Origin of the sequence: Pseudomonas sp. LTJR-52 (assembly GCF_003691465.1) — a bacterium.
GTDB lineage: Bacteria > Pseudomonadota > Gammaproteobacteria > Pseudomonadales > Pseudomonadaceae > Chryseomonas > Chryseomonas luteola.
Window position 1 is genome coordinate 2,684,170 of the sequence record NZ_CP033105.1, and the last position, 12,021, is coordinate 2,696,190.

The window sequence follows — 12,021 nt, forward strand, 5'->3', positions numbered from 1 at the left end:
CACCTCTTTCCTCAATAAATAATACCAACGGTTATTATAGCCGTCTCATCCCAATCTGACCGATTAAACATATTCACAATCAGATAAAGCCATTGTCGATGCGCCTATTAACCTGCACTAAGCTGCAACAGGCTGGAAATTCGGCTCGCTTACTTATTATTAGGCTGGTATTACAAAACAGTGCTCCGTCTACCTCTCTAGTCAGCTTCAACGTATCGTTCGATCGGCTCCGTCATCGTTTTGCAAGGGATAAAAGGTACTCACGTTCGTCGCTTCCAAGGCACTTTTTCTTTTCCAAACTATCGGTCATTAAGCAAGGCATACATTTGTTGACCTTACCCTTTTCACATTCGAATCGGTACGAGCTTATGCTCAGGCCGATGGTGATACGCCGTGACATGAGGAGTCTTGAGATGTGCAGCCCCATTTATTTCAGCCGCTATTCACTGCGGAACCTGCTCATCATCATTGATTGCTTCCCGGCAAGAACTTCCCCTCTGGGCCCTTGATGGAACGGGCCCTTTCGCGGCAGCGAGCTGTTCAAAGCTCGTTTTGGCCCGCTCTGCGGGCCTTCTTTTTTCTACATGTTCAGACGACATTTACAATGCTCACGCCCAGGAGCCCGCGCATGCCGCATGATTGGCTCATGATGCTTTCAGGCACGCTGCGACCTGGGCAAGGCTCGATATACATGGGAGCTGTCCCTTATGTTCAAACTCGCTTACGCCCCTTACAAAACCTGGACGACTATTCCTTCGCTCGGCATTCGCATGCACGCCCGCACCTGGCTAGCCCATGAAGACGATCCACATCAGGTTCCAATCATCCTGATTCATGGCTTGGCGCTTTCAAGCCGCTATATGGTCCCGCTGGGGAGACGTCTCGCATCGATGGGTCATGACGTCATGGCACCCGATTTGCCCGGTTTCGGGCGTTCGCCTGCGCCGCGGATGTCCAAGTGGCCGGCAGGCCCGGATGTCAGAGAGCAGTCGAATCACCTGCTGGCCTGGATGGATGCCAACGGAATCCACAAGGCGGTGCTGTGCGGCAACTCCGTAGGCGTACAAATCGCCGTTGAAATTGCGGCACGCTTTCCGGATAGAGTCGAGCGCCTGATCCTGATCGCACCTACGCCAGACCCGGCCTATCGGACACCGGCGCGGCAGTACGCCCGCCTCGTCTTGAACATGCCGTTCGAGGCACCCTCGATCAACCCGCTGATGCACATGGAGTATCTTTCCAATGGCCTACCGCGCATGGTTCAGCAGCTTCGCAGAACGGTGGACGACCCCATAGAAAACCGTCTGTCCCACGTGCATGTTCCTGCCCTTGTAATCCGTGGCCAATACGACAAGACCCTTACCCAGCAGTGGGCAGAGGAATTCACCAGTCTACTTCCCAACGGCAAACTGGTGGTTGTAGAAGGCGCGGCGCACAACGCGCACTACACCGCCGCGCCGCTCATGTCGCAGCTGGTCCATCGGTTCATCACCGGTCGTTTCGATACCCGGGCAACCGACATGAGTAATGAAATTGTCGTCTCTGGCATGGATCAGGGTCGTGATCGGCTGGCGCCAGCCAAGTTATTATCACCTCGCATGCACGGCCTTCTGGACTATGCCTCTGCAGGCCTCTGTCTAGCGTTGGCAGGTGTCAATGAGTGGGGACCGCGCACCCGCCAACTGTTTGCCGTTGCAGGACTTTCAACCGCAACCTACAGCCTTCTGACCAACTACGAGTATGGTCTGGTGCGCAAGCTGCCCATGACGGTTCATCTCAATATCGATACCTGCAGCGGATTGAAGCTTCTTCTAGCCGCCGCTACCTTGCTTCGCGGCGAGCCCGTAACCGGACGCTGGGCCGTTGCGGCTCAAGGTACGTTCAATCTGCTGGCTGTGGCGGCGACACGAGTTCCAATGGGGCCGGCTCGCCTGGTGCCGGTGCAAAACCTGAGCCTCTGCGCTCCTACGGACTACCACCCGGCTACCGCCGATGAGAACACCTACTCCCAATGACGTAAAACGCAGCTCACAACTTACAGGGAGACATGGCGCCTGCGCCTAGCCACAACAGGCATAGGAGGCGCAACCAGGCGAGCTGAACCATGGAGTTGCCCAACGATAGGCGTTGGGCAACTCGTTACCTTCGAACGTCATGAACTCCATACGGGCCGCAAGGGAGCCATTTACCAGGCGCATCCACAGCTCGGCTGGAAGCGTGTTGAAGTAGCTGTCCATATCCGACTGCGACTGCCATTGGCCATACACCAACCAGCAGTTTTCCTCTTCCGGCGATGGCATGACGGTAAAGGTGAGACACTTCTGCCCTGGATAAGGCAACCCCCTGAGACATGCCCTGAGGGCTGCGGAGCGCCCGGTGCGGGCATGGATCAAGAGCAACGATGTACAAGGCGATGCGGACATGAGTCCTCCTCCGAGATGAAGTGCCACGGGTTGAAACCGGAAGCCCTTAATAAGGGCTCGCGGTCGGCCTGACGATAATCTCGCTTACGTCCACTTCAGCAGGCTGTTCAATTGCAAACGCAATGGCGCGCGCGATGGACTCCGGTGAAATAGCCCCTCGGCGAAACGCGTCCATGGCTGCCTGAGCGGTTGGATCGGTGATGGTGTCAGCCAGCTCAGACTCCGTTACCCCGGGCGAGATCACAGTGACGCGGATATCGGCTCCTACCTCCTGACGCAACCCTTCGGAAATGGCCCTGACGGCAAACTTGGTTGCACAGTAAACCGCGGCAGTAGGACTGACAGCATGCCCGCCAATCGAAGACAGATTGATGAACTGTCCGCTACGCTGCTGTTGCATGACCGGCAAGCCCGCCGCAATCCCGTGGAGCACGCCCCGAATGTTTACATCGATCATGCGATTCCATTCGTCAACCTTGAGCGCTTCAAGCTTGGAAAGCGGCATCACACCCGCATTGTTGACCAGCACATCCAGACGTCCGCCCTGCTGCTGAGCAAACTGCACAAACGACTCCATATCTTCCAATGCGGTAACGTCGAGCCGGCGGTAGTCAGCCTTGCCGCCCTGCTCCCTGATTTCAGCTACCAGGGTCTCAAGCCGCTCTGTACGACGCGCCCCTAGAATGACGAAGCCGCCCTGTGCCGCCAGATACCGTGCGGTTGCTTCGCCAATGCCACTGCTTGCGCCGGTAATTGCGATGACCTTGCCTTCTAGACCTTTCATACGAATCTCCTTGCCTGTCAGTGAGGGCGGCCGGTGTTGCCGCGTTAGTGACAAGGCTAGAGCCGAAAGGCATTCAGACGTTAGACGGATCCTGCTCGCTTCTTGCCTGATCCTGCACGGAGAAGAATGCAATGGGCCAGGGAGCGCCTGTCCAACACGATTATTCGCGCTCTGCAGGCAAGGTTGGACTACGCTGGCTTTCACAATCCTGCGGACCGCGGGCGTACCATGACAGGATCAGGCAAGAAGTCAGCAGAATTGATATAACCCTGCATTGCCACTTTTGGTTATCGTGACGCCTGACTTGATCGGTACGCCTGTGCACGCCGATACAATGGGAACCGCTAGCTTCAGGGGATCAGCATGGACTGTGTAACGCATGAATCCACTCATAGTCGAGACACGCTTCAGCAGCAGGAACTGGCAGCGCTGATCGATCAGCTTACGTTGACGGATGGCGCTCACACCACCCGGATTGACGGTCTCTGCTTGATGCGTGCAAGCCAGCCCTCAGACCCTGTGCATGGGATCAGCAACCCCAGCTTTTGTGTCATCGCACAAGGTCGCAAGCAGGTTACGCTTGGCGATGAATGCTTTACCTATGACCCGCTGTATTACCTGGTGGGCTCCGTCTCGCTTCCTGTGACTGGCCAGATTATCGAGGCTACCCCCGAGCGCCCCTATCTCTGTATTCGGATCAATCTGGACCCGGCAGAAATTACCCGCCTGATAGCCGACGCCGGCCCGACAGGTGTCCCCGTTGTACCAGCTCACCGGGGCCTGTACGTCGAGCGCGTGGATAATGCCATGCTCGATGCCGTGACTCGACTGGTTCGCCTCTTGCACACCCCGCGTGACGCGGCGATGCTGGCCCCTCTGGTGCTACGAGAGATCTATTATCGGTTACTGCGTAGCCCCCAGGGATATCGACTGTACGAAATGGCAATAACGAACAGTCAAACCCACCGCGTGAATCGCGCCATCAACTGGTTGAATCAGAACTACATCGAGCCGTTGAAGATCGATGAGCTGGCCCGGCGCGTCAATCTGAGCCCTTCAACGCTGCATCATCGCTTCAAGGCGGTGACTGCAATGAGTCCACTGCAATATCAAAAGCAGCTACGCCTTCAGGAAGCCAAGCGCCTAATGCTCCATGAGGGCATCGATTGCTCGTCGGCAGCGCACCGGGTGGGTTATGAAAGCCCCTCTCAATTCAGCCGCGAATACAGCCGGTTGTTTGGCGCGCCGCCCATGAAGGATATGGCCCGTTTAAGAGCGAGCGCGTAGTAACACCTGACGTCCTACCGCCCGCACTTAGAACCTTGCGCGCACCTAGCACGGCAGACCACCCCGGCGGGATTAGACCTTTGTCTAACCAACAGCAATGACCTATCGGTCAAACCCAGCATTTCTCTGCTCCGCTCTTATCAATCAGGTCATTCCGCCACTATAGGGCGCTTGTACCCTGGGTTTGAGCTTAATCGACACCCTTAAAAGCTTGTAAGAGAATGTTTCCAGTGAAGGGTTTCCTTACAGGAGTCTTGGCGAAACTCGTAAGATACGACAACTTACCGCCTCCAAGAAAAAGGCGTCGTTGACATCGCAGGTAAGCACTGTTAAAAATTTCGCCATCTAGTCGTATGATGTCTTACGACTCAAAATAATACTAATAACCAGGAAACTGACATGGCGACCAGTTCTGTAGAGAATCAGCGTTTGAACCGTATCCTTCTCACCGGCGCCGCAGGCGGTCTCGGGAAGGTACTCCGCGAAGCCCTCCGCCCTTACGCTGAAGTGATTCGACTTTCCGATATCGCCAACATGGCACCCGCCGAAGGCCCCCATGAAGAAGTCGTTCCGTGCGACCTTTCTGACAAAGCCGCCGTCGATGAGCTCGTCAAAGGTGTAGATGCGATTCTGCATTTTGGCGGGGTTTCGGTTGAGCGTCCTTTCGAGGAAATCCTGGAAGCCAACATCAAAGGCGTCTTCCACATTTACGAAGCGGCACGCCGCCATGGCGTCAAGCGTGTCATCTTCGCCAGCTCGAACCACGTCATCGGCTTTTACAAGCAGACCGAACGTATCGATGCCAGCTCGCCGCGCCGCCCAGACAGCTACTACGGGCTGTCCAAATCCTATGGTGAAGACGTCGCCAGCTTCTACTTTGATCGCTATGGCATCGAAACCGTCAGCATCCGTATCGGCTCCTCCTTCCCCGAGCCGCAGAACCGCCGCATGCTGGCTACCTGGCTGAGCTACAACGATCTGACCAATCTGATCGCCCGCTCCCTGTTCACGCCCAATGTTGGCCACACCGTCGTGTTTGGCGCTTCCAAGAACCGTGACGTGTGGTGGGATAACCGCCTGGCCGCTCACTTGGGCTGGGAGCCACAGGACTCCTCCGAGCAGTTCCGCGAGAAAGTCGAAGCAGAGCCGGCTCCGGCTGCGGATGATCCGTCCATGGTGTATCAGGGCGGCGCTTTCGTCGCCTCGGGTCCGTTTGAATAAGTACGCCGTTGCTTGCGATGGATCAGGACGATCAGACTGAACAAGAGAGATAAGAATGATGCAAGCTGAACTGATTCTGGATGCCCGCAACGGTACGGGAGAAAGCCCGGTCTGGAACCCACGGGAACAGGCGCTCTACTGGGTCGATATCCCTGCTCGTACCCTCAACCGCTGGAGTGCTGCCGATGGCAACACCCGCGCATGGCTGGCTCCGGAAATGATCGCCTGCGTGGCACGCTATGACGGCAGTGACACTGCATGGTTGGCAGGCCTTGAGAGCGGTCTGTTCAAGGTAGAGATCACCGACGGAGACACCTTGCAAGCCACAGCCCTGGCCAACGTGACGCACCCAACCGGAAACATGCGTTTCAATGATGGACGCTGTGACCGCCAGGGTCGCTTCTGGGCGGGAACCATGGTCATGGACATGGCAGCTGCAACACCGGCGGGAAAGCTATACCGCTTCCCTGAGCAACACTCGACCGCAGCCGATGGCCTGACCCCGATTCTGGAAGATCTTATCGTGCCTAATGGCCTGGGCTTCAGCCCGGACGGCCGGACCATGTACCTGTCCGACTCGCATCCCAATGCACAGCTGATCTGGGCATTCGACTACGACACGGATACCGGCACCCCTCACAATCGCCGCCTGTTCGTTGATATGAACAATTATCCTGGTCGCCCTGATGGCGCCGCAGTGGATGAGGACGGTTGCTATTGGATCTGCGGTAATGATGCTGGCCAGATCCATCGCTTTACCCCGGATGGGAAGCTGGATCGTTCGCTGACCGTACCGGTAAAAAAACCGGCCATGTGCGCCTTTGGCGGACCGGGCCTGGATACGCTGTTCGTCACCTCCATCCGACCTGGCGGTGATCTATCTGATCAACCTCTGGCGGGCGGTGTGTTTGCCTTGAGGCCTGGCGTGAAAGGCCTGGAAGAGCCGACGTTCAGAGGATAGAACAACGCCTTCTACTACCGCTGTACTCCTCATAACAAAGACAAGATGTACTAAGGAGTTATCTCATGAATTTCAAACGTAACCTGTTGGCCGCTGCATGCTGTGCGCTTCTGACTCCCGCGATCGCACTGGCTGATATCACCCTGAAGTCTTCGGACGTTCACCCGGCGGGCTACCCGACGGTCGTTGCCGTCGACAACATGGGCAAGAAACTCAAGAAGGAGACCGACGGCGAACTCAGCATTCGCATGTTCCCCGGCGGCGTCCTGGGTAGCGAAAAGGAAGTAGTCGAGCAGGTTCAGCTGGGCGCGATTCAGATGGCCCGCATTTCCATCGGCTCGGTAGGCCCGGTGGTACCGGAAGTCAACGTGTTCAACCTGCCCTTCGTCTTCCGCGACGAAGCGCATATGCGCAAAGTGATTGATGGTGAAGTAGGCCAGGAGTTGCTGGATACCGTAACCAACTCCAACTTCAATCTCGTCGCATTGGGTTGGATGGATGGCGGTACCCGCCATCTGTACACCAAAAAGCCGGTGCGCAAGATAGAAGACCTTGGCGGCATGAAGATTCGTGTAATCGGCAACCCGATCTTCATTGACACCCTGAACGCCATGGGCGGCAGCGGTATTGCGATGGCAACTGGTGAGATCTATAGCGCCTTGCAGACCGGCGTGATCGATGGCGCGGAAAACAACCCGCCTACCATGGTTACGCAGAACCATTTCCAGGTAGCCAAGTATTACACCCAGACAGGCCATCTGATCCTGCCGGAAATGCTGGTCATGTCCAAGGCCACCTGGAACAAGCTGACGCCGGATCAACAGGCGCTGGTCAAGAAAACTGCACGCGAAGCGCAGATGGAAGAGCGTGAGCTGTGGGACAAGTACAACGCGGAAAGTGTAGCCAAGTTGAAAGCTGCCAACGTTGAGTTTATCGAAGTAGAACGTAAGCCTTTCTATGACGCCACCGCGCCGGTACGTGAAAAATATAGCCAGCAGTACGGACCCAAATTCGCCGAGCTGGTCAAGCGTGTTGAAGCGGTGCAATAAGGCCTGACGGCCATTACAACAACAACCTGACATGCCCTGCTCGCTCCGAGGTCTTCTCGCAGCGAGCATGCGGCCGCTCGGAGCTTTTCATGAAACATGCTCTTCTGCGTGTCAACGATGTCATCTATACCCTCTGTGTCTGGATAGCGGGCCTGTCAATTCTTGTCATCTCGCTCATCATTCCGTGGGGTATTTTTACCCGTTACGTAATGGGAACCGGTTCATCCTGGCCGGAGCCTATCGCCATTCTGCTCATGTCCATTTTCACGTTCATTGGCGCAGCGCCCAGCTACCGTGCCGGTGCGCACATGGCTGTGGCAATGTTTACCGATCGTCTTCCGCCACTGCTCAAGAAATACGATGCCGTTCTGGTCAATCTGCTGATGACTGCCATCAGCCTCTTCATGACGATCTGGGGTATCAAGCTGTGCATGGCGACCTGGTACCAATTCACCAGTGACCTGGCCTGGCTCCGGGTAGGGATCGCCTATTCGCCTATCCCAATCGGTGGCGCGCTGACGCTCTGGTTCGTACTCGAGAGAATCATCTTTGGTGATCAAAGCCATCGCCGCGTCGTGCAATACGACACGGTAGAAGAAGCCGCTGAAGGAGCTGCCTGATATGGACGCGTTCGTATTATTAGGCAGTTTCATACTGCTGATTCTGCTGGGCATGCCGGTTGCCTACGCACTGGGCCTAGCGGCGCTCGTCGGTGCCTGGTGGATTGATATTCCGTTCGATGCGCTGATGATTCAGGTGGCTGGGGGTATCAACAAGTTTTCCCTGCTGGCCATTCCCTTCTTCGTACTGGCGGGGGCCATCATGGCCGAAGGAGGTATGTCGCGGCGGCTGGTGGAGTGTGCCAACGTACTGGTAGGCTTCATTCGCGGTGGGCTGTCGCTGGTCAACATCCTGGCCTCGACCTTCTTTGGCGCAATTTCCGGCTCCTCCCTGGCGGATACCGCCTCGGTAGGTTCGGTGCTGATTCCGGAAATGGAAAAGAAGGGCTATCCCCGTGACTATGCCACTGCCGTTACGGTCAGCGGCTCGGTTCAGGCGCTGCTGACTCCACCCAGCCACAACTCCGTCCTGTACTCGCTGGCCGCCGGTGGTACGGTTTCCATCGGCTCGCTGTTCATCGCCGGCATTGGACCGGGGCTTCTGCTCAGCGCCATCATGATGCTGATGTGCCTGTTCTTCGCCAAGAAGCGCAATTATCCCAAAGGTGAAGTCATTCCCATGAAGCAGGCGCTGAAGATCTGCGTCGAAGCGCTCTGGGGCATGATGACCATGGTGATCATTCTCGGTGGCATTATCTCCGGCATCTTTACAGCAACGGAATCTGCTGCGGTTGCCGTGCTGTGGGCATTCTTCGTGACAATGTTCATCTACCGCGATTACAAGTGGAATGAACTGCCCAAGCTCATGCATCGAACCGTACGTACGGTCTCTGTGGTGATGATCCTGATTGCCTTTGCCTCAAGCTTTGGCTACATCATGACGCTCATGCAGATTCCGGCACAGATCACCGGCGCCCTCATGACCATTTCGGAAAACCGTTATGTAATCCTGATGTGCGTAAACATCATGCTGCTGATCCTGGGTACGGTAATGGACATGGCTCCGCTGATCCTGATCCTGACGCCTATCCTGTTACCGGTCATGATCTCCATTGGCGTAGATCCCGTGCATTTCGGCATGATCATGCTGGTCAACCTGGGTATTGGTCTTATCACTCCACCTGTAGGCGGCGTGCTGTTCGTGGGCGCAGCTGTAGGCAAGGTGACTATCGAGCAAACCGTAAAGGCACTGTTGCCATTCTATGTAGCCCTGTTTGCTGCCCTGATGGCCGTAACCTATATCCCCGCAATCTCTCTCTTCCTGCCCAGCCTGATGGGTAACTGATCCATCGCATGACTGCTGGTCTCATCGAGACCAGCAGTCCCTCTCTACTGCCGACTGGCAGCTCATCGGATCATCCCTGCAATTCGCTTCGTTTCCCCGCAATTTTTCCTATAGTGAACGTGCCATTATTGATAGCCTTTCAGTATGTTACTGCCTGCATTAATGGCCTGAGCCTGTTGAACCTATAAGAACGATAAAGCCCCACCTGGAGGATGCCTTGATGCAACATGCCGAACGGCTGCCTGCCGCTCTCATCGATGAGGGGCAGTATCGTCTGCTCGTGGAAGCCGTTTCTGACTACGCGATTTTCATGCTGGATCCGGACGGTTTCGTAGCAAGCTGGAATCCCGGCGCTCGCCGCTTCAAAGGGTACGAGACAGCAGAAATCCTCGGTCATCACTTTTCGTGTTTCTATACCGCTGAGGACTTGCTGACCGGCCTGCCCGGTCGGGCACTTGAGCAGGCCCGCTGTGAAGGCCGGTTCGAGCAGGAAGGCTGGCGTGTACGCAAGGATGGCACACGCTTCTGGGCGCATGTCGTAATCGACCCTATCCGTAACGCACAAGGCACGCTGTTGGGCTTTGCCAAGGTGACGCGGGACCTTACCGAGCGAAAGGCGGCGGAAGACGCCTTGAGAAAAAGTGAAGAGCAGTTCCGCCTGCTGGTTCAAGGCGTCTCCGATTATGCCCTTTACATGCTGGATCCGACCGGTCAGGTGACCAGCTGGAATGCCGGTGCCGAGAAAATCAAGGGCTACACCCCACAGGAAATCATCGGTCAGCATTTCTCACGCTTTTACACCCCTGAAGATCGGGAAGCAGGCCTGCCGCAACAGGGGCTGGAAACGGCTCAACGTGAGGGTCGTTTTGAAAAGGAAGGCTGGCGAATCCGCAAGGACGGTACACGCTTTTGGGCCAATGTTGTCATCGATGCAATAAGGGACGACAACGGCACCCTCCTCGGCTACGCCAAGGTCACCCGTGACATCACCGAGAAACGGGAAACCCAACTGGCTCTGGAGCAAGCCCGAGAGGCCCTTTTCCAGTCACAGAAGATGGAAGCCCTGGGTCAGCTGACCGGTGGGATTGCCCACGACTTCAACAACCTGCTCATGGTGTTCATTGGCTGCCTTGAACTGGTTCGCAAGCGTCTGCCGGATGATCCCAAGGTTACACCGCTGCTTGACAATGCCATCCAGGGAGCACAGCGAGGCGTTTCTCTGACCCAGCGCATGCTGGCCTTCGCACGCCGTCAGGAACTGAATCCGGAGACCATTGAACTGCCTACTCTGGTCCGCGGTATGGCCGAACTGCTTCAGCGCTCCCTGGGCCCGTCGATCAAGATCGAAACCCGCTTTCCGCTGATTCTCAGACCCGCCCACGCCGACACTAATCAATTGGAGCTGGCCCTGCTCAACCTGGCCATGAATGCACGAGACGCCATGCCAGAGGGCGGCTCCATCATCATCTCGGCCCGTGATGAACTGATCTCCCAAGGCCATCCCAGCCACTTGAAACCCGGGGCCTACGTCTGCCTATCGGTACAGGACACCGGCCAGGGAATGGATGAAGACACATTGTCCCGCGCCATGGAGCCTTTCTTTACCACCAAGGGTATCGGCAAGGGAACGGGGCTTGGACTGTCCATGGTGCACGGCCTTACCGAACAATCCGGTGGCAGGCTCATCCTCAAAAGCAGGCTGGGCGAAGGCACTACAGCCGAAATCTGGTTACCCGCCGCGCACGTATCTGCTGCCGGCATGCAGACCACTGACGCCCCCCTACCCGCGCCCTCAACAGACAAACCCGAAAATACCTTTCATATCCTGGTGGTAGACGATGACCCACTTGTTCTGACCAGTACCGCTGCCATGCTGGAAGACCTGGGAAACACCGTTTACAAGGCCTCCAGTGGCGCCCAGGCGCTCGATATATTGAGGAAGGCATACCCTCTTGTGGACTTGGTCATTACCGACCAAGCCATGCCTTACATGAGCGGCACTCAATTGGCAGAGGCCATACGGGCTCATTGGGCGGAGCTTCCCATAGTGCTCGCATCAGGCTATGCCGAATTGCCAGCAACGCTTTCGGTTGATCTGCACAAGCTGGCCAAGCCCTTCCGCCTGGAAGAACTGGCCAAGGCCATTGATCAGGCCATGCGTCCGGACGCCATAGCCTCGGCTTGATGCTCTCACGCCGGGTGGCCATCGCACACCCGGCCTTCCATCGGCTCGATACCTTTCAATAGAAACTCCACACCAGCGAAACAGCTCCTATAAAACGTATCCGAATCAATAACCTGATCTGGATTACCACCCTCTTCTCAGCTCATACCTCATTCGCCTTAACCTGACATGGCAAGTATCGCCTCACATTCAGCAGGAAGCCGCAC

Annotated in this window: 10 protein-coding genes; 8 read left to right on the forward strand and 2 right to left on the reverse strand. The window is 56.3% G+C overall.

All coding sequences use genetic code 11. The annotated features are described in order from the left end of the window. Window positions 1-707 precede the first annotated feature (707 nt). Window positions 708-2,015, forward strand: coding sequence for an alpha/beta fold hydrolase (locus EAW52_RS12625; protein WP_122042662.1), 1,308 nt, complete (start codon window positions 708-710; stop codon window positions 2,013-2,015). Between the two features lie 45 nt (window positions 2,016-2,060). On the opposite strand, the gene EAW52_RS12630 is transcribed toward EAW52_RS12625, so the two are convergent. Next, window positions 2,061-2,423 carry a putative quinol monooxygenase gene (locus tag EAW52_RS12630; protein ID WP_162997635.1) on the reverse strand — a complete coding sequence of 121 codons (363 nt, stop codon included), beginning with the start codon at window positions 2,421-2,423 and terminating at the stop codon, window positions 2,061-2,063. A 46-nt stretch (window positions 2,424-2,469) separates the two neighbouring features. After that, window positions 2,470-3,207, reverse strand: coding sequence for an SDR family oxidoreductase (locus EAW52_RS12635; protein WP_122042664.1), 738 nt, complete (start codon window positions 3,205-3,207; stop codon window positions 2,470-2,472). Between the two features lie 363 nt (window positions 3,208-3,570). On the opposite strand from EAW52_RS12635, the gene EAW52_RS12640 reads away from it, so the two are divergent. The 7 genes from EAW52_RS12640 to EAW52_RS12670 all read left to right on the forward strand — a co-directional run bounded on the left by EAW52_RS12640 (window position 3,571) and on the right by EAW52_RS12670 (window position 11,815). Continuing rightward, the gene (locus EAW52_RS12640) at window positions 3,571-4,494 is read left to right on the forward strand and encodes an AraC family transcriptional regulator (RefSeq protein ID WP_122042665.1); all 924 of its coding nucleotides are present in this window, start codon (window positions 3,571-3,573) and stop codon (window positions 4,492-4,494) included. Window positions 4,495-4,893: 399 nt separating this feature from the next. After that, the gene (locus EAW52_RS12645) at window positions 4,894-5,715 is read left to right on the forward strand and encodes an NAD(P)-dependent oxidoreductase (protein ID WP_010798155.1); all 822 of its coding nucleotides are present in this window, start codon (window positions 4,894-4,896) and stop codon (window positions 5,713-5,715) included. A 58-nt stretch (window positions 5,716-5,773) separates the two neighbouring features. Further along, the gene (locus tag EAW52_RS12650) at window positions 5,774-6,676 is read left to right on the forward strand and encodes an SMP-30/gluconolactonase/LRE family protein (RefSeq protein WP_122044798.1); all 903 of its coding nucleotides are present in this window, start codon (window positions 5,774-5,776) and stop codon (window positions 6,674-6,676) included. A 65-nt stretch (window positions 6,677-6,741) separates the two neighbouring features. Next, window positions 6,742-7,725 carry a TRAP transporter substrate-binding protein gene (locus tag EAW52_RS12655; RefSeq protein ID WP_122042666.1) on the forward strand — a complete coding sequence of 328 codons (984 nt, stop codon included), beginning with the start codon at window positions 6,742-6,744 and terminating at the stop codon, window positions 7,723-7,725. Window positions 7,726-7,814: 89 nt separating this feature from the next. Then, the gene (locus EAW52_RS12660) at window positions 7,815-8,345 is read left to right on the forward strand and encodes a TRAP transporter small permease (RefSeq protein WP_074825528.1); all 531 of its coding nucleotides are present in this window, start codon (window positions 7,815-7,817) and stop codon (window positions 8,343-8,345) included. A gap of 1 nt (window position 8,346) precedes the next feature. Beyond that, window positions 8,347-9,630 (forward strand): TRAP transporter large permease, encoded by a 1,284-nt coding sequence (locus EAW52_RS12665; protein ID WP_010798151.1) that lies wholly within the window; start codon window positions 8,347-8,349, stop codon window positions 9,628-9,630. 220 nt (window positions 9,631-9,850) lie between these two features. Then, a complete protein-coding gene (locus EAW52_RS12670; RefSeq protein WP_122042667.1) occupies window positions 9,851-11,815 on the forward strand; it encodes a PAS domain-containing sensor histidine kinase in 1,965 nt (654 codons plus the stop codon). Window positions 11,816-12,021 lie beyond the last annotated feature (206 nt).

Coding starts and splice junctions, on each gene's coding strand:
- EAW52_RS12625 (WP_122042662.1), top strand. CDS start 708: ATGTTCAAACTCGCTTACGCCCCTTACAAAACCTGGACGACTATTCCT.
- EAW52_RS12630 (WP_162997635.1), bottom strand. CDS start 2,423: ATGTCCGCATCGCCTTGTACATCGTTGCTCTTGATCCATGCCCGCACC.
- EAW52_RS12635 (WP_122042664.1), bottom strand. CDS start 3,207: ATGAAAGGTCTAGAAGGCAAGGTCATCGCAATTACCGGCGCAAGCAGT.
- EAW52_RS12640 (WP_122042665.1), top strand. CDS start 3,571: ATGGACTGTGTAACGCATGAATCCACTCATAGTCGAGACACGCTTCAG.
- EAW52_RS12645 (WP_010798155.1), top strand. CDS start 4,894: ATGGCGACCAGTTCTGTAGAGAATCAGCGTTTGAACCGTATCCTTCTC.
- EAW52_RS12650 (WP_122044798.1), top strand. CDS start 5,774: ATGCAAGCTGAACTGATTCTGGATGCCCGCAACGGTACGGGAGAAAGC.
- EAW52_RS12655 (WP_122042666.1), top strand. CDS start 6,742: ATGAATTTCAAACGTAACCTGTTGGCCGCTGCATGCTGTGCGCTTCTG.
- EAW52_RS12660 (WP_074825528.1), top strand. CDS start 7,815: ATGAAACATGCTCTTCTGCGTGTCAACGATGTCATCTATACCCTCTGT.
- EAW52_RS12665 (WP_010798151.1), top strand. CDS start 8,347: ATGGACGCGTTCGTATTATTAGGCAGTTTCATACTGCTGATTCTGCTG.
- EAW52_RS12670 (WP_122042667.1), top strand. CDS start 9,851: ATGCAACATGCCGAACGGCTGCCTGCCGCTCTCATCGATGAGGGGCAG.